Origin of the sequence: Brevundimonas sp. BH3, assembly GCF_045345115.1 — a bacterium.
Classification (GTDB): Bacteria; Pseudomonadota; Alphaproteobacteria; order Caulobacterales; family Caulobacteraceae; genus Brevundimonas.
In genome coordinates, this window is record NZ_CP150796.1 from 402,876 (window position 1) to 420,370 (window position 17,495).

Genomic DNA, 17,495 nt, shown 5'->3' on the forward strand with positions numbered 1-17,495 from the left:
CTGTAAGAATATGAAATAAAACAACATTGCTTCGATGTAACTTTCATCGACATGGGACGTTCAGTAAAGCGTGCTTTACAAGTTATTGTCATCGAGACCGATCATGAACCGCCTGAAAACGACGCTCCTCACAGGTGCCGCCCTCGTTGCGATCAGCACGCCGGCCTGGGCCCAAACCCCGGCCCAGCAACCTGCCCAAAGCCCTGCCCAAAGCCCTGCCCAGACACCAGCCCAAACGCCTGCTCAGACAGCTGCGCTATCCAAGGACGCGCAGGAAGAACCGGCCAAGGTCGAAGAGGTCGTCGTCAGCGCCCAGTCCAACGGCATCCGCACCTCGATCGACAGTATCAGCTACAGCCTCGCCAATGACCTTCAGGCGACGACCGGCTCGCTGGCCGATGCCCTTCGCAATGTCCCCTCGGTCGATGTCGACCCGCAGGGCAATGTCTCGCTGCGCGGTAATTCCAGCGTCACTATTCTGGTGGATGGGCGCCCGTCCGGCATCCTCAGCGGCGAAGGCCGCGCACAGGCCATCCAGCAACTGCCCGCCGACCAATATGCGCGCATTGAGGTGATGACCAATCCATCGGCGGCCTACAGCCCCGAGGGCGGTGGTGGCGTCATCAACCTGATCACCAAGCCCACAGCCCCGCGTCCGGGTGTCCAGACCACCGGCTCCGTGCGTCTCAATGTCGGTGATAACGGCCGCTGGAATACCGGTGTCAGTGGCTCGTACCAGAAAGACAAGCTGACCCTGTCAGGCGACCTCAGCTACCGTTCCGATGCCAACAAATTCACCTTCCCCTCGCGTCGTGAACTGCTGGACGCTGCCGGTAATGTGACCAGCACCACCACAGTCGACCAGAGCTCGGACACAGAACAGTCCGGCGGCTTTGGCCGTTTCTCGGCGGAATACAAGCTGACCGATCGCACCCAGTTGACCGGCGAAGTCCGCGCCATGGTGTTCGATATCGATCCGCGTAATGGCGGCCTTTATGAAACCCGTGATGCCAATGGCAATGTGACCAATGCCTATACGCTGTCGACCGGCGGCAATATCACTATCGACAATATCGGCGCGACCGCCCGTCTGCTTCACCGCTTCGACACCGAGGGCCACGAATGGTCCAATGAAGTGCGCTATGACAAACAGGGCAATGACAACGAGTTTCTGTTGCACACCCGCTTTGCCCAGCCGGTAAGCCCCGACACCTATGAGCGTATGAACACCACGGTCGATACCAAGACTGTCGGTTTCACCAGCGCCTATGTGCGCCCGATGGCGGAAGGCGAGAAACTGCGCCTAGGCTACGAGCTGACCTATACATCGCCCGATCAGGACACACAGTTCCGCCGTGGCCCCTCCGAGGCCGGCCTTGTTCTTGTCCCGAGCCTCAGCAACCGTTTCGAAGGGTCGCAGACGGTTCACGCCCTCTATTCGACCTATGAACGCGCCCTGACCCCCAAACTGTCCGCACAGGCGGGTTTGCGTCTGGAACAGGCCGAGATTGAAATCGATGACCTGACCGGTGGTCTGTCTGCCTCACAGGACTATTTCCGCGCCTATCCGACCGGCCACCTGCAATACCAGCTGACCGAGGCCCAAACCCTGCGCGCCAGCTATTCGCGCCGCATCCAGCGCCCGCAACTGTCCCAGTTGAACCCGTTCGTGTCCTATCAGGACCCCATGCGCCGCAACTCGGGCAATCCCGATCTGGAGCCGCAGGAAACCGACGCCTTTGAAGCCATGTGGCAGATGCGCCATGGCCAGTCCTTCTATCAGGCGACCGCCTATTACCGCGACACCAACAAGGCTTTCACCGACGTCGCCAGCGACATCGGCAACGGCATCATCCTGACCCGTCCCGAAAACCTCGGCTCGCGCAGCGATCTGGGTCTGGAACTCAGCGCCAATGGCCGCCTGCTCCCGACCCTGCGCTACGGGGCCAGTGCCAATGTCTTCCAGCAAAAGATCGACGCCGCCGGTATTGCGGGCGGACGCGACCGCGAAGGCACCATGGTCAGTGGCCGTCTCAGCCTGAACTGGCAGCCGACCGACAAGGACTTCATCCAGCTCACCGGCTTCTGGCAAGGCGAGAGCCTGCTGGCCCAGGGCACCCGCGAGGCGGGCGGCATGGTCAATCTCGGCTACCGCCGCAAACTGACCGACAAGCTGTCGCTGAACGTTACAGGCCGCGACCTGTTCAACTCGTTCGACAATACAGTGCGCTACGACACGCCCGCCTTCCGCGAGCTGAACGAGCAAAAGATCAACCTGCGGGCCTTCTATATCGGCCTCAGCTGGCAGTTGGGCTCCAGCCCGCGTCGCCAGCCCGAGCAGTTCGACTTCTCGAGCGGCCCGACCGGAAGCTAAACACGAGCTGATTTCGTTGATGTTTCCCCTTGCGGGGTAACGTCGGCATTCCCAACTGATCGGTATCGGGGTTGCGTTGCTTCAACGGAAGGACGCGACCCCCAAATCCGCCTCTCAGGGGATGCCCATATGAATATCGAACTCTATTCCGACCGCGCCAAACAGGCCATCCAGTCGGCCCAGTCTCTGGCACTGGCCCGCCGCCACCAGCAATTTGCTCCCGAGCACATCCTCAAGGTGTTGCTGGAAGAGCGTGACGGCCTTGCCCGCAATCTGATCACCCAAGCCGGCGGCGATCCCGCCAAGGCCGTGACCGACACCGAAACGGCGCTCAAGAAGCGCGCACAGGTGACCGGTGGTTCCGGCCAGCTCTATATGGACGGTGACACCGCCCGCGTCTTCGCCAAGGCCGAGGACGACGCCAAGGCCGCCGGTGACGCCTTCGTCACCACCGAACGCATTCTTGCCGCCCTGGCCCGCGAGGGTGGTGTGGCCGCCAGCATCCTGAAAGGCGTGGGCGTGACCCCTGCCAAGATGGACGCCGCCATTGCCGAAATCCGCAAGGGCCAGACCGCCGATAGCGCCAGTGCCGAAGACGGCTATGACGCGCTCAAACGCTATGCCCGCGACCTGACCCTGGCCGCCTCCGACGGCAAGGTCGATCCGGTTATCGGCCGCGACGAAGAAATCCGCCGCACCATTCAGGTCCTTGCCCGTCGTACCAAGAACAACCCCGTCCTGATCGGTGAACCGGGCGTGGGCAAGACCGCCATTGTCGAAGGTCTGGCCCAGCGCATCGTCAATGGCGATGTGCCCGAAAGCCTGAAGGACAAACGTGTCCTGTCGCTCGATATGGGCGCGCTGATCGCCGGTGCCAAATACCGTGGTGAGTTCGAGGAGCGCCTGAAAGCGGTCCTCAACGAGGTCGCGGCTGCCGAAGGCCAGATCATCCTCTTCATCGACGAAATGCACACGCTGGTTGGCGCGGGCAAGGGCGATGGCGCGATGGACGCGTCGAATCTGCTCAAGCCTGCTCTGGCGCGTGGCGAGCTTCACTGCGTCGGTGCCACCACGCTGGACGAATACCGCAAGCACGTTGAAAAAGACGCCGCCCTTGCCCGTCGCTTCCAGCCGGTGATGGTCAGCGAGCCGACGGTCGAAGACACCGTCTCGATCCTGCGCGGCCTGAAAGAGAAATACGAAGTCCACCACGGCGTGCGTATCTCCGACAGCGCCATCGTGGCCGCCGCCACCTTGTCGAACCGCTACATCACCGACCGCTTCCTGCCGGACAAGGCCATCGACCTCGTCGATGAAGCCGCCTCGCGTGTGCGTATGGCCGTGGATTCCAAGCCCGAGGCTCTGGATGAAATCGACCGTCGTCTGGTTCAGCTCAAGATCGAGCGCGAAGCCCTCAAAAAAGAGGACGACGACGCCTCGCGCCATCGCCTCGAAAAGCTGGAAGACGAGATCATCGACCTCGAGGCCCAGTCCGACGACATGACCTCGCAATGGCGCGCCGCCAAGGACAAGGTCGGCCAGTCCGCTCAACTGCGCGAGACGCTGGATCGCCTGCGTCTGGAACTGACCAACGCCCAGCGTTCGGGTGATCTCGCCCGCGCGTCTGAAATCGCTTACGGCCAGATCCCGCAACTGGAACGTCAACTCGAAGAGGCTCAAGCCAACGAGGAAGAAAAAGCCTCGACCCTCGCGGCCGAGGTCGTCGATGCCGAACAGATCGCGGCGGTGGTGTCGCGCTGGACCGGCGTGCCTGTCGACAAGATGCTGGAAGGCGAGCGCGAAAAACTGCTCGTCATGGAAGATGCCCTGCGCAGTCGCGTTGTGGGTCAGGAACCGGCTCTACAAGCCGTGTCCGACGCCGTGCGCCGTGCCCGTGCGGGCCTGAACGACCCGAACAAGCCCATCGGCTCCTTCCTGTTCCTTGGCCCGACGGGCGTGGGCAAGACCGAGCTGACCAAGGCTCTGGCCGAGTTCCTGTTCGATGACGACAGCGCCATCACGCGCATCGACATGTCCGAATATATGGAAAAACACGCCGTCAGCCGCCTGATCGGTGCCCCTCCGGGCTATGTCGGTTACGATGAAGGCGGTGCCCTCACCGAAGCCGTCCGCCGTCGCCCGTATCAGGTCATCCTGTTCGACGAGGTCGAAAAGGCCCACCCCGATGTGTTCAACATCCTGCTGCAAGTCTTGGACGACGGTCGCCTGACCGACGGTCAGGGCCGCACGATCGACTTCAAGAACACCCTCATCATCATGACCTCCAATATGGGGTCCGAATTCCTCGCCGCTCAAGGCGAAGGCGACGATGTCGAGGATGTGCGCGAACTGGTCATGGGCTCTGTCCGCAGCCACTTCCGTCCCGAGTTCCTGAACCGCATCGACGAGATCATCCTGTTCAAACGCCTCGGCCGCGAACAGATGGGCGGCATTGTCCGCATCCAGCTCAAGCGTCTCGAAGCCCTCATGGCTGAACGCCGCCTGTCTCTGGACCTCGACGACAGCGCCCTCAGCTGGCTCGCCGACAAGGGCTACGACCCCGTTTACGGTGCCCGCCCGCTGAAACGGGTCATCCAGAAACAACTGGTCGACCCCATGGCCCGCAAACTCCTCCAGGGCGAGTTCGAAGACGGCTCCGTCGTCCACGTCACCGCCGGCGAAGACGGCCTCGTCATCGGCAAACCCCAAGTCCACTAACTCAAAAGGGCGGCCCCACAGGCCGCCCTTTTTTCTTGCCTACTAACCCTTGCTCCTCGCTCTTCGTCATCCTCCGGCTTGACCGGAGGATCCAGATACCCGCGCACCCACCTGCACATTTCTGGATCCCCCGATCTCCGCTACGCTTCGTCGGAGGATGACGAAAACCGAAATGAGCGATAGCGTCACCCTATGGACCCACGCCGCCCCTATATCGCCACCTACATCATGGCTAGCGCACGAAACGGCACCCTCTACACCGGCTCCACCTCGAACCTTCCGGCCCGTGTCTGGCAGCACAAGTCCCACAGCCTCACCGGCTTCACAGACACCTACGACTGTACCAACCTCGTCTGGTTCGAACACCACGGCTTCATCGCCGAAGCCATCCACCGCGAGCGCCGCATCAAGAAATGGCTCCGCGACTGGAAACTCGCCCTTATCGAGCGCGAGAACCCCGATTGGCATGACCTCGCCGTCGACTGGTACCCAGCCCACGACACCGCATGGTCACCCCCAACCCCAACCGACTAACCTACCGTCATCCTCCGACAAGCCGCTTTAGCGGCGCAGATCGGGGGACCCAGCGGCGAGCGTCAGCGCGAAAACTACGTCACCTCGGGATACCAACCAAAACTCACCCCAAAACCGGCATCACCTCCACCCCGTCACAGGGGAAGGGGTTCATATGCGGGTGGTCCTCGAACAGCCTTGCCGCGGCATCAAAGCTATCGGCGCGCACGACCATGAAAACGGTCAGCAGATTGACCACATCCGTCACAACCCCGTCGTCATCGATGCGCTTGGTCGGGCCCAGCGGGCCGCCCTTATAAACGATGGCGTCTCGATGGGCCTCTTCCCATTCCTCCACGGCGGCCACGCCGATACGCGCCGTTTCGGCTTGCTCGGCCTCGCTCATGGCGCGCCATGCCCGCCATTTGGGACCGGTCTTGTCGCTGGTGAAAATAGCCAGATAGTCGGCACTCATGACGGCCTCCTGTTTGGCGCAAAACTCTACCTTCTTTTCGCTTCGGACAAGCAGAGCAGGGCGCACATCTCGCAAAACCCGCAAGCCATAAGGCCACAGCCACCACAGTCCCACGCCAATAACCCGTATGAAATCAACGCCCACGGATGCATTGGCCCCCATCAACGCGCCCTACCTGAACCCTGCGGCATAATCCTCTGTGTCCCGTCGCAGGGGAGGGCTCGCTCGGCCGGCGATCCGATGCGGCGGCGGGATCGTGAAGAGCGGGGGTCATGCGCACGCATGATGCCGGTGGAGCCTGTCGGCGCAATGCGCTTGGACAACGAGGCTCCGGCAAGGGTCGAGGTGGATACTCGGACCGTTCCAGCTTTCGTCGTCTGCGAAAGCTGCCCGCCACGGGCGCAGAGGGTAACCGCCAACAACGGTGCCTGCCTCTAGCGCGTGAATAACTTCCCGCGCGGAGCGTCAATCTTCGTCGAAACGGTAAAACCAAACCTATTCCGGGCGAAGAGTTCGGCGCTCCGCACAGCCTTCCTGTCACCGCCCGCGTCCACGCAGGGCGGTAAAATCCGTGGTTCCAATTTTCTCGATCACGTTTTCGCAACCAGTGTCTTGCGACGGAGTTATTCGAACTGGCCAGCTTGGCGTTGGCCGTTTTCAAGAAACACGAGGGGGATGATCCCATGCGTATTCGTTCGCTTTCCATCGCTGCTGCCGCTGTTCTGGCTCTCGGTGCTGCTGCCTGCACACAAGCCGAGCAAAACAAGGCCGAGGCAGATGCTTCTGCCGCTGCTGCCGATGCAACGGCTGCTGCCGAACATGCTGGTGACGCTGCCGCCACGGCCGTAGACAGCGCGGCTGACGCCACGGCTGCTGTCGCGACCGACGCTGCTGCCGCGACCTCGAACGCTGCCGACAAGGCCGGCGCTGCTATCAAGGATGGTGCCGTCGACGCCGCTGCCGCCACTGAAAAGGCCGCCGCCGACGCCCGCGCCAAGCTCGAAAAGAACTAAGTGGTTTTAGCCCGCGCTGAATCCAGCGCGGGCTTCTGCCCTCAAACAGCGAGCCGCCGCGCGTCGAGCGGTAGGGGCGGTTAAATATAAGTGGCCCGCGTTGGTAGGCCCTTCGGGACCTCCCGACCCGACGCGGGCTATATTCCCCTCAAGTAGAGAGCCGCCGCGCGGCGAGCGTTAGGGGAAACTAATCAAGCACATCTTCGATCAGGGCGACGGCTTCCGGCCCGTTCCAGTCGGCTTCGCCCACCATAACCGCCACCACCCGACCCTCGCGATCAAGGATCATGGTCTGCGGCATGGCCCCCTTGCCGGGGAACTCGAAGGCCAGCTGGAATTTCGGATCGGCATAATATTTCAGCGGTGCATTCTCGGCGATAAAGGCCTTGGCCGCTTCCTGCGCACGGTCGGTATCCATGCTGATAACGGCCACCGCAAAGTCCTCGCGCTCTTCATAACGTTTGGCCAGTGCCGCCAGTGTCGGCATCTCGATCTTGCACGGCGCACACCATGTCGCCCACAGATTCACCACCGTCACCTTGCCCTTGAAATCGGCAAAGCTGACCGGATTTCCGTCCACATCCTGAAACACATAATCGGGGGCAGGGACAGGCTCCGGCGACTGTAATCGCGCCAGCGGTCCCTTGGCATGGGCGGCAAAAGCACCGCTATTAGTCGAAGCGGCATCAGAACCTTTGCTCCCGCCGTCCTGATTGACGTATAGCAGGGCCGCACCGCCGATTGCTGCGACGGCTGCAATACCCGCTGCCACGATCGCCAAGTTCCGTTTAGAGCCGCCCATGTCCGATACGCCTTCCGCCAAGTCTCAAAGCCAGTCGATGTGGGGTGGCCGCTTCAGCGCCAAACCCGCAGACATCATGCAGGCTATTAACGTGTCTATCGGCGTGGACAAACGCCTTTGGGCCCAGGACCTTGCCGGATCGCGAGCACATTGCCGCATGTTGGCCAAGCAGGGCATCATCCAGCAGGCCGACGCCGACGCCATCCTTGGCGGTCTGGATGTGATCGAAGGCGAGATCAAGGACGGCACCTTCCCGTTCCGCGATGCCTATGAAGACATTCACATGAACGTCGAAGCGCGTCTGAACGAGCTGATCGGCGAGCCGTCGGGCCGTCTGCACACCGCCCGTTCGCGCAACGATCAGGTGGCGACCGATTTCCGCCTGTGGGTCCGCGATGCCGCCGACCGCACGATTGAACAACTCAAAGACCTGCAACGCGCCCTGCTGGACCGCGCCGAGCAACACGCAGGTGACCTGATGCCGGGCTTCACGCACCTGCAAACCGCACAACCGGTGACGCTGGGTCACCACCTGATGGCCTATGTCGAGATGTTCGGCCGCGATGCCTCGCGCTTTGCCGATGCCCGCACCCGCATGAACGAAAATCCGCTAGGCGCTGCCGCTCTGGCCGGTTCGCCCTTCCCGATTGACCGCCATGCGACCGCTCAGGCGCTCGGCTTTGACCGCCCGATGGGCAACAGCCTTGATGCGGTTTCGGACCGCGATTTCGCGCTGGAATGTCTGGCCGATGCCTCGATTGCCGCCGGTCACCTGTCGCGTCTGGCCGAAGAGATTGTGGTGTGGATGACGCCGATGTTCGGCTTCATCACCCTGCCGGATGACCTGACGACCGGCTCGTCGATCATGCCGCAAAAGCGCAACCCCGATGCTGCCGAATTGGTGCGCGCCAAGACGGGCCGTATCAATGGTGCACTGATCGCTCTGACCACGGTGATGAAGGGTCTGCCGCTGGCCTATTCCAAGGATATGCAGGAAGACAAGCCGCCGGTGTTCGAGGCTTTCGACGCCCTTGATCTGGCCATCACCTCGATGACGGCCATGATCTCGGCCTTCCGCCCCAATACCGAAAAAATGGCCGCCGCTGCCGGTGCCGGTTTCTCGACCGCCACCGACCTTGCTGACTGGCTGGTGCGCGAGCTGAACCTTCCGTTCCGCCAAGCCCACCATGTGACCGGCGCGGCGGTAAAGCGTGCCGAGCAACTGGGCCTTGATCTGGGCCAGTTGCCGATTGCAGAGCTAAAGGCGCTGGACGAACGCATCCATGACGGTGTCTATGCTGTCCTGACCCCGCAGGCCTCGTGCGCCAGCCGCCAGTCCTTTGGCGGTACGGCCCCCGATCAGGTCCGCGCCCGCATCGCAGACTGGAGACAACGCCTGTGATCCAAGGAAATCCTATGAAAAAGACCCTGATCATGTCCATGGTTCTGGCCTCGGCTGTGACCCTTTCGGCATGCGGCAAGATGGCCGATCTGGAAGCGCCCAGCGCCCGCTCGAACTCCAAATGGACCGAGCGCAACCGCGAACCGGCTACGGTCCTTTCTCCGTCCAGCAGCAACCCCATCGATGGTGGCGCGGCTGATCCGACGGGCCGTCGTCCCGACTTCTAAGCCCCAATTTCCTTCCCTGTAGGCCCCGTGCATTATTTTTATCTGAAAGACGGCGTCCTCCATGCCGAGGGCGTCAATCTGGAAACTGTGACCGAACAGGTGGGCACGCCCACCTATGTCTATTCGGCTGCGACCTTGCGCCGCCACTACGGGCTGATGCGCGAAGCCTGTGACGCCCATAAGGGCGCACTGGGCGATGCGCTGATCGCCTTTGCGGTCAAAGCCAACTCCAATCTTTCGGTGCTGAAAGTGCTGGGGCAACTGGGCTGCGGTGCCGATACGGTGTCCGAGGGCGAAATCCGCCGTGCGCTCAAAGCAGGCATTGCGGCCTCTAAGATCATCTTCTCGGGCGTGGGCAAAACCGATAGTGAGCTGGCCTTTGCCATTCGTGAAGGCGTGCGCCAGATCAATGTCGAAAGCTCGACCGAGCTTGAACGCCTGATCGCGGTTGCGGCCTCCATGGACGCCAAGCCCGACATCGCCATTCGCGTGAACCCGAAAATCGGCGCGGGGGGCCATGCCAAGATCACCACGGGTGGCGCGGGCGACAAGTTCGGCGTGCCGGTTGAAGAGGCCATGGACCTCTATGCCGTGGCATCACGCTCCGACCATGTGAACCCGGTCGGCCTGGCCTGCCATATCGGCAGCCAGATCACCGACCTGACCCCGCTGGAAAGCGCTTTCAAAGTGCTGCGCCAGATGACCGAAACCCTGCGCGAACAGGGCATGTCGGTGACGCGCCTTGATCTGGGTGGCGGTCTGGGCGTGCCCTATTATGGTGAGACCAATACCCCGCCACCCGCCGACTATATCGCTATGGTGGCCGGTGTGCTGGAAGGGCTCGGCGTTGAGGCAGCCTTCGAGCCGGGCCGCCTGATGGCGGCCAATGCCGGTATCCTGCTCAGCCGCGTCGTACATATGAACGAACGCACCGATGGTCGTCGCTTCCTCGTGCTGGATGCGGCCATGAACGATCTGATGCGTCCGGCTCTCTATGATGCCTTCCACGACATCAAGCCGGTCCGTCCCAAGGGCGGCAAGGCCATACCGCACGATGTGGTCGGCCCTGTCTGCGAGACGGGCGATACCTTTGCCCGTGACCGCAATCTTGCGCCGCTTGATGCGGGTGATCTGGTGGCCTTCATGTCGGCCGGTGCCTATGGCGCGGTGATGAGCGGCGAATACAATACCCGTCCGCTGGCCGCCGAGGTTCTGGTGGATGGCGACAAATGGGCGGTGATCCGTCCGCGCCCGACCTATGACGAGATGTTCGCCCGCGAGCCGATCGCGGACTGGCTGTAAAGAAAAAGGCCCTCGTTTGAGGGGCCTTTTGTCTTAGTCGAGGGCGCAGATATCGGGCAGGCCGCGCATGCCGCCCTGATGGTCCAGTCCATAACCGACGAGGAAACGGGCTGGGGCTTCCCAGCCGACAAAGTCCGGTGTCATACGCTCGTGCGCACAGGGCTTGCGGGCAAACACACAGGTCAGGACGCGGGCGGCACCGGCTTCCTTGGTGATGCGGATAGCCTCGACCAGCGACAAGCCGCTGTCCAGAACATCATCGACCAGCAAAACGGTCTTGCCTTCCATCGAACGCTGGAACGGTGCGCGCACCGTGACCTTGCCTCGGCTCTGCTTGTCATCGCCATAGGACGACATCCATACCGCATCGAACTTGACGTTACGGCCTTCGCGATAAAGCGCGCGGGTCAGGTCGGAGCCGAACCACAGCCCGCCCGTTAGCAGCACCGCCACCACAGTGTCATCGTCGATCACAGGGGCGATCTGGCGAGCCAGTTCGGCATTGATACGGTCGATTTCGCTCGAAGCGAGCAGGACGGTCGGCGCGAGGGGGGAGGTATCAGCCATGCCCTGCCGATACCCCGACCGCAGGTCCGGTGTCGAGATCAGAACGTCCGAATGCCGACGAAGGTGTCAATTGACTGAGGCGTCTCAGGCCATCTTCCTGAGGAGGAGGTGCGGCCTTGGCGGCGGTGTCGGCAGCCTTGGTCGCCGCCGGTGTTCCAGTCTTGGGGGTGGACTTCTGTTCGTTCGCCGTCGGCGCTGGATGTTCGGTTAAAGCGGGGGCAGGCGCTTTAGCGGCGGGCTTTTTGGCGCTTTCCTCCGGTGTCGCAAACCGGATGCGGGTTTCGGCGAAACGGCCGTCTGTATTGGGCAGGATCACGGCAAAACCCTGCACTCCACCTGGCAGCACCGGCGCGCCTTCGATGTGGTGGATATGGTGATCATACTCGCGGCCATGACGGTCGATCAGGGCGATACGGATGGGCGGGGCCACGATCTCGCGATCACGCAGATTGCGCAGCGCCGCTGAGACATAGATCTGGCTTACATCATTGCGGGCAAAGCCGGTGGTGATGGCTTCGAAATCCAAACCGATCGGATTGGTTTCGATACCCAGTAACTGATAGGCGCTGGCCAGTTTGGGCACGCGGGCTACGATGCTGTCACGCCAGATATAGGCCATCAGGAAGCCCAGCAGCATCAGCACAGTCATCAGGCCCCAGCCCAGTCCCTGTTTGACAGCCTGCTGTGTGCGACGTTTTTGCTCGGCGCGTGCACGAAAGGCCTGGGTCAGTGGCGCATTGGTAATATCGTCTTCGGTCGGTGCATCGGTGACCGGAGCAGGCTTGGAAGCGGTTTGTTCTGCACTGGCCACAGCCCCTTCATCCAGTTCCAGCGGGGCATCCTCAGGCATGGCACGCCAGTCATTGCCGCAGGCTTTGCAGCGCACACGGCGGCCCGAAGGACCGATTGCTGTGTCGGATACAAAATAGCTGGTGGCGCAAGCGGGGCAGGTCAGTATCATAGGCTGCGGCTACGAGGCGTAACGCCCCCTCCTGTCGAGGGCGAACGCGCCCCGGTCCAAAACGAAAACACCCTATGCCAATCCAAGAACGTCGCCCTTCGGCACCCAACAAAGATATCGATGTCGTCCGCCTCAGAGGCCTAGGGTTCGGTTATGCTGACCGGCCTTCGGTTCTGCGCGATGTTAACCTTATTTTGCCCCATGGCTCTTTCCATTTCCTTACCGGACCGTCGGGAGCGGGAAAGTCCACGCTTTTGCGCCTGATGACCTTGGGCGAGCAGGCCCATACCGGGCGTATCAGCCTGTTCGGCAAGGATGTGACCCGCATACCGCGTTCGGCCATTCCGCCTATGCGCCAGCGGATGGGCGTGGTGTTTCAGGATTTTCGCCTGCTGGATCACTTGTCGGCCTTCGACAATGTGGCCCTGCCATTGCGTTTGAACGGAGAGCGTCCGCGCGATTACGCACAAGATGTCGCCGAGATGCTGCGCTGGGTTGGCCTTGGGGGGCGTCTTGAGGCCTTACCGCCATCCCTGTCTGGCGGTGAAAAGCAGCGTTTGGCCATTGCGCGCGCGGTCATCACCCGTCCGCGCCTGATTCTGGCGGATGAGCCAACGGGCAGTGTGGACCGCGCCATGGGTGAAAAGCTGATGCGGCTGTTCCTGTCGCTGAACAAGCTAGGTGCGACCGTGCTGATTGCCACTCATGACGAAGACATGGCTGAACGCTATGGCGCAGGTTTGCTGCGCCTGGAGGACGGCTATCTGCGGCAATTGGTGCCCTCGCAACGCCCTCTGGTCGAGGAAGGGGTGGCCGTATGAGCGCCAATCCGCCTGTGATCCGTAAACCCCTGCCGGTTCCTGGTTCATTGCTACCACGCGAAAAGTCCGGTGAGCGCTGGCTGGCAGCGGTAATAGCGGTGCTGTGCTTCCTCGCGACCCTATCGGCCATCGGGGCCTTGGCTGCAGATCGCGCGGCCCATGGCTGGGCTGGCGAGTTACGCGGCGAAGCCACCGTTCAGGTGCGCCCGCGCGTCGATGAGACGGGCCCCGCAGCGGCGGCGCGTGCGGCAGAAACCCTTTCCGCGGTTCAAGGTGTCGATGAGGCCTATGCTTTGGACCGCAAGGCATCGGAGCGTTTGCTGGCCCCGTGGGTTGGCGAGGCGGTCCTGCCTGATCTGCCTCTGCCCTATCTGGTCGTGGTGCGTCTGGATGAAAAAGGGCCCGCCAGCGCCCCGACCCTTAGCCGGGCTTTGGCCGAGGCGGGTCTGGATGCTTCGGTGGATGACCATACCCTTTGGCGTGGCGACGTTGAGCGGGCAGCGGGGATTGTTACGGTTCTGGCGATTGCCGCCTTTGTGCTGATTGCGGGGGCCACGGCGGCCGTGATTGCCTATGCTACACGGTCGGGCATGGCGGCACAGGCGGATATTATTGAAACCCTGAGCTTGAACGGTGCTTCGGATCGTCACGTGGCGGGCCTCTATCAGGCCCAGTTCGGTAAGCTGGCCCTGTCAGCAGGTGTGGCAGGAGCCGTTCTGGCCGGACTTGCCATGGCGCTGTTACGCGCATTGGGAGGCGAAGCGGGTTTAACACCAGCCCTGCCGGTACGCTTCCACGATCTTGTGGCGATTATTGTCTGTCCGGTACTGGCTGCGCTAACGGCTGTTTTGGCGGCGCGTTTCACAGCACTGGCGAAGCTGTCAGGTCGTAGGTAGTAGAGGGTAATGAGATTCATCACCCTCATTGCTGCGGTTGTCCTGATGTGGCTGGTTGGTTTGCTCGTCTTTGCCGGACGGGTGCAGGATTTTACGCCCGCAGCTGACCCGGATCGCGCCGATGCTATCGTGGCCCTGACCGGCCCATCGGCGGAGCGGGTCAATGCGGCTATTCGTTTGCTAGAGCAGGACAAGGGTGATCGTCTGCTGATTTCGGGTGTGAACCGCGAGGTTCGCCGTAAGGAATTGCGTGCCCTGACGCCTGGCTCCAACAAGTTGTTCAACTGCTGTGTCGATCTGGGTTTTGAGGCCGAGGACACGGTGGGCAATGCCAGCGAGATTGGCGAATGGGCGCGTCGAAATAATTATCGCAGGCTCATTGTGGTGACCTCCGACTATCACATGCCGCGCAGCCTTTTGGAGGTCCGCAGCGCCCTACCGGGGGTGGTGATGGTGCCCTATGCCGTAGGCACGCCGACACTGGATCGTCCCGACTGGTGGCGACACGAACAGTCGGCGCGCCGAATGACGCTTGAATATATGAAATACTTGGCGGTGCTGGGCCGTGAAGCGTGGCACAGGCTGCGCGGTTTCCATCCTGAACGCCCCGCTGAAAATGTGCCGGTCGCTGCCGGTATCGAAGCTGACAAGGCCTGACCTTTCATGAATCTTATCCGTTCACTGCTGTTTTCGCTGTGGCTGTATCTCACGATAGTTTTGTGCGCTGTGGGCCTGTCGCCCGCGCTGTTGATGCCACATCGCTATGTTATGGGCGTTATTCGTATATGGGCGCGGATGGTGCTGTTTGGTCTGCGTTGGATCGCGGGGATCAAGGTCGAGATGCGCGGTCTGGAATACCGGCCGAAGGGGGGGACTTTGGTGGCGGCCAAGCACCAGAGCATGCTGGACGTGGTGGTGCCTTTCATCCTCATGGACGACCCGTGCTTCGTGCTGAAAAAAGAACTGATGTCGCTTCCCTTCTTTGGCTGGTTCGCATGGAAGACCAAGATGATCCCTGTGGATCGCGAAGCTCACGCCAAGGCTCTCAAGGACATGGTACAACACACGCGCCAACGGCTGGCTGCGAACCGCCAGATTATGATCTTTCCCGAAGGTACCCGCACCCAACCGGGTGTGGAGGGGCAATATAAGCCGGGCGTGGCGGCCATCTATCGTGATGTGGATAGCGCCTGCCACCTGATCGCGACCAATTCAGGCCAGCATTGGCCCGCCAAGGGCATTATAGGCTTCAAACCAGGCACAGTCGTTTTCCAGTTCTTGCCCCCGGTACAGGCCGGACTGAAGCGCGGCGAGATGATGAAAATGATGCAGGAACGAATAGAAACAGCGTCGATTGCCCTTTTGCAGTCGTGATGGTGGCGCTCTGATGCCTTAAAAATCGTCTTTGCACTGAAGCTGCTGTCCACGGCGTGCAAGCGTTGTGGCTTCTCTCAAACAGGAGCTTCATGTGCCGCGTATTCTGGCAGCCCTTATATTCCCGGCGGTTTTACTTTTCTCGGGGCAGGCTCTTGCCCAATCCCAGCCTTATGAGGTGGTCGAGACACCCAAGACCTGGAAGGTCGATGTCGGCGGGGGTTTCGTACGTGGTTTCAGTGCCACCGGAGATAACAGCAAGGATGTGAACTGGACCTTCTGGGGCTCGGCTTCCTACAAGGACGTCGTCTATGCCAACGGGCTGGACGGGATCGGCTGGAACGCCATCAAACGTGACGACTTCCGCGCCGGAGTGCAACTGCGTCCGCGCTTTTCGGCGGGCGATCTCGAAGGGTTCGACAATCGCCCCGAACTGGGAGCCGATGCCACCCTTTATGCGTTCAAGCGCCTGCCGGGGAATGTGGTCGTGGGGGGGCGGGTCTCTCAGGACGTGACGGGCGATGATGCGGGTATGACCTGGAATGCCCAGATCGGGCACCAGCGTATTACGCGGGTCGGACTGCTACAGGTTATGGCCTATGGCCGCGGCGGGGATGCCGACCGGCTGAACCGCTATTTCGGTGTGACCGCCGACGAGGCTGTATCCAGCGGATACCGTCAGTTTGAAAGTGATGGCGGCTTGTCCGCGCTGGGGGCGTCGGCGGTGCTGGCGGTTCCGATCGGCACGCGCTACGGCGTTGGGGCCTTTGTGAACTACGAAGAATATATGGGTGATACCCGCAACAGCCCGCTGCTGGACGAGCCGCATATCTGGCGTGCCGGTATTATTGGTGTGGCCCGCTTTAACGGGATGTAGGCCAACCCTGAAATGACCAAGGCCGCGCCCCGAAAGGAGCGCGGCCTTTGCGTTTTATGATGTACCCGCCTTAGCGGGCTGCAAACTCGCTGAGCGCATCGGCGACCGCGCGGTTCTGGTCCGGTGTGCCGATGGTAATGCGCAGCCCTTGCGGCAGGCCATACCCGCCCACACCGCGCACGATGATACCCTTCTGGTTCAGATACTCGCTGGCGGCATTGGCCTCTGCAGGGTCTTTGAACATCACCAGAATGAAGTTGCCGACCGACGGCAGCACATCATAGCCAAAGCCCTTGATGGCCTGTGTCAGGCGTGGCCGCCATTCCAGCACCAGATCGCGCGAGGCTTTCTGGTGGTCCTCATCCCCCAGGGCGGCGATGGCCGCGGCTATACCGGGCACCGAGACATTGAACGGCAGGCGGATACGGTCCATCGCCTCGGCCATGGCCTTGGGCATGTAACCATACCCGATACGCAGGCCGCCCAGTCCGTGAAGCTTGGAGAAGGTGCGGGTGACGACAATGTTTTCGGCGGTACGCGCCAGATCAATGGCGCTTTCCCATTCCGGCTCGACGACATATTCCGCATAGGCTTCGTCAATGACTAGAATAATATGGGCGGGCAGGGCGGCATGCAGACGACGGATTTCCTCGCCGCTGTGCCAGCTTCCGGTCGGGTTCGACGGGTTGGAGAGATAGACAATCTTGGTGCGTTCATCGACCTGCGCCACCAAGTCCTCCACCTCGGCCTTATAACCGGGCTCGAGGGCCAGCTTGACCTCGGCTTCGCAGCCCAGCGCCGAGATACGATAGGCGAGGAAGGCGTACTCGCCGGTGACGATGTTATCGCCTGCGCTCAAATAGGTCTGGTTCAGCAGGGCGAAAACCTCGTCCGAGCCATTGCCGAAGACCAGACGGTCTTCCTCAATGCCGTGCAGGTCCGCGACAGCGGTGCGCAGCTTGCCGGCATGGCCGTCCGGATAGATGTGGATCTTGTCCAGCACCGAGGCAAACGCCTCGCGGGCCTTGGGACCGGCCCCCAGCGGATTCTCGTTCGAGGACAGCTTCATCGGCTCGGCCACACCGCTCAGAGCGCCCGTTCCGCCGACATAGGGCGCGATCTCGAGAATACCCGGTTTGGGGCGCGGGGCGGAGTGACGGACTTCGGTCATGG

17 protein-coding genes are annotated in these 17,495 nt (G+C 61.7%); 12 read left to right on the plus strand and 5 right to left on the minus strand.

The window, feature by feature from the left end; genetic code table 11:
• The first annotated feature begins 103 nt into the window (after positions 1-103).
• The 3 genes from WEU32_RS01885 (at position 104) to WEU32_RS01895 (ending at position 5,626) form a co-directional block, all read left to right on the plus strand.
• Positions 104-2,374: a TonB-dependent receptor domain-containing protein gene (locus tag WEU32_RS01885; RefSeq protein ID WP_406852677.1), complete on the plus strand. Its 2,271-nt coding sequence runs from the start codon at positions 104-106 to the stop codon at positions 2,372-2,374.
• A gap of 129 nt (positions 2,375-2,503) precedes the next feature.
• Positions 2,504-5,092: an ATP-dependent chaperone ClpB gene (gene clpB / locus WEU32_RS01890; protein WP_406852678.1), complete on the plus strand. Its 2,589-nt coding sequence runs from the start codon at positions 2,504-2,506 to the stop codon at positions 5,090-5,092.
• Between the two features lie 192 nt (positions 5,093-5,284).
• On the plus strand, positions 5,285-5,626 hold the full coding sequence (locus tag WEU32_RS01895; protein WP_406852679.1) for a GIY-YIG nuclease family protein: 342 nt from the start codon (positions 5,285-5,287) through the stop codon (positions 5,624-5,626).
• A gap of 103 nt (positions 5,627-5,729) precedes the next feature.
• On the opposite strand, the gene WEU32_RS01900 is transcribed toward WEU32_RS01895, so the two are convergent.
• The gene (locus WEU32_RS01900; protein WP_406852680.1) at positions 5,730-6,080 is read right to left on the minus strand and encodes a hypothetical protein; all 351 of its coding nucleotides are present in this window, start codon (positions 6,078-6,080) and stop codon (positions 5,730-5,732) included.
• Between the two features lie 683 nt (positions 6,081-6,763).
• Between WEU32_RS01900 and WEU32_RS01905 the strand changes: the two genes are divergently transcribed.
• Complete coding sequence (locus WEU32_RS01905; protein ID WP_406852681.1) at positions 6,764-7,093, plus strand: hypothetical protein; 330 nt, start codon at positions 6,764-6,766, stop codon at positions 7,091-7,093.
• 187 nt (positions 7,094-7,280) lie between these two features.
• Here WEU32_RS01905 and WEU32_RS01910 read toward each other — a convergent pair whose 3' ends face one another.
• Complete coding sequence (locus WEU32_RS01910; protein ID WP_312815113.1) at positions 7,281-7,895, minus strand: TlpA disulfide reductase family protein; 615 nt, start codon at positions 7,893-7,895, stop codon at positions 7,281-7,283.
• Positions 7,896-7,932: 37 nt separating this feature from the next.
• On the opposite strand from WEU32_RS01910, the gene argH reads away from it, so the two are divergent.
• From argH to lysA, 3 genes are read left to right on the plus strand one after another with little or no spacing between them, the layout of a single operon-like run.
• On the plus strand, positions 7,933-9,297 hold the full coding sequence (gene argH / locus WEU32_RS01915) for an argininosuccinate lyase (RefSeq protein WP_406853476.1): 1,365 nt from the start codon (positions 7,933-7,935) through the stop codon (positions 9,295-9,297).
• A gap of 14 nt (positions 9,298-9,311) precedes the next feature.
• Positions 9,312-9,524, plus strand: a complete 213-nt coding sequence (locus WEU32_RS01920) for a hypothetical protein (protein WP_406852682.1) — start codon at positions 9,312-9,314, stop codon at positions 9,522-9,524.
• A 27-nt stretch (positions 9,525-9,551) separates the two neighbouring features.
• On the plus strand, positions 9,552-10,826 hold the full coding sequence (lysA, locus tag WEU32_RS01925; protein WP_406852683.1) for a diaminopimelate decarboxylase: 1,275 nt from the start codon (positions 9,552-9,554) through the stop codon (positions 10,824-10,826).
• Positions 10,827-10,859: 33 nt separating this feature from the next.
• Here the strand turns inward: lysA and WEU32_RS01930 are convergent, their stop codons facing one another.
• Together WEU32_RS01930 and WEU32_RS01935 are read right to left on the minus strand one after the other, a co-directional pair.
• The gene (locus WEU32_RS01930) at positions 10,860-11,393 is read right to left on the minus strand and encodes a phosphoribosyltransferase (RefSeq protein WP_406852684.1); all 534 of its coding nucleotides are present in this window, start codon (positions 11,391-11,393) and stop codon (positions 10,860-10,862) included.
• Positions 11,386-12,354, minus strand: coding sequence for an MJ0042-type zinc finger domain-containing protein (locus WEU32_RS01935; RefSeq protein ID WP_406852685.1), 969 nt, complete (start codon positions 12,352-12,354; stop codon positions 11,386-11,388). Before WEU32_RS01935 ends, WEU32_RS01930 begins: the two co-directional genes overlap by 8 nt.
• A 74-nt stretch (positions 12,355-12,428) precedes the next feature.
• Here WEU32_RS01935 and WEU32_RS01940 point away from each other — a divergent pair, with 74 nt between their 5' ends.
• From WEU32_RS01940 to WEU32_RS01960, 5 genes are all read left to right on the plus strand, one after another.
• Entirely contained in the window at positions 12,429-13,175 is a 747-nt protein-coding gene (locus WEU32_RS01940; protein WP_406852686.1) for a cell division ATP-binding protein FtsE, read from the plus strand.
• Positions 13,172-14,071, plus strand: a complete 900-nt coding sequence (locus tag WEU32_RS01945; protein ID WP_406852687.1) for a cell division protein FtsX — start codon at positions 13,172-13,174, stop codon at positions 14,069-14,071. Before WEU32_RS01940 ends, WEU32_RS01945 begins: the two co-directional genes overlap by 4 nt.
• Before the next feature lie 9 nt (positions 14,072-14,080).
• A complete protein-coding gene (locus WEU32_RS01950) occupies positions 14,081-14,728 on the plus strand; it encodes a YdcF family protein (protein ID WP_312134683.1) in 648 nt (215 codons plus the stop codon).
• 6 nt (positions 14,729-14,734) lie between these two features.
• Positions 14,735-15,445 (plus strand): lysophospholipid acyltransferase family protein, encoded by a 711-nt coding sequence (locus tag WEU32_RS01955; protein ID WP_406852688.1) that lies wholly within the window; start codon positions 14,735-14,737, stop codon positions 15,443-15,445.
• Between the two features lie 94 nt (positions 15,446-15,539).
• The gene (locus WEU32_RS01960) at positions 15,540-16,322 is read left to right on the plus strand and encodes a MipA/OmpV family protein (RefSeq protein WP_406852689.1); all 783 of its coding nucleotides are present in this window, start codon (positions 15,540-15,542) and stop codon (positions 16,320-16,322) included.
• A gap of 70 nt (positions 16,323-16,392) precedes the next feature.
• Here WEU32_RS01960 and hisC read toward each other — a convergent pair whose 3' ends face one another.
• Positions 16,393-17,493, minus strand: coding sequence for a histidinol-phosphate transaminase (gene hisC / locus WEU32_RS01965; RefSeq protein ID WP_406852690.1), 1,101 nt, complete (start codon positions 17,491-17,493; stop codon positions 16,393-16,395).
• Positions 17,494-17,495 lie beyond the last annotated feature (2 nt).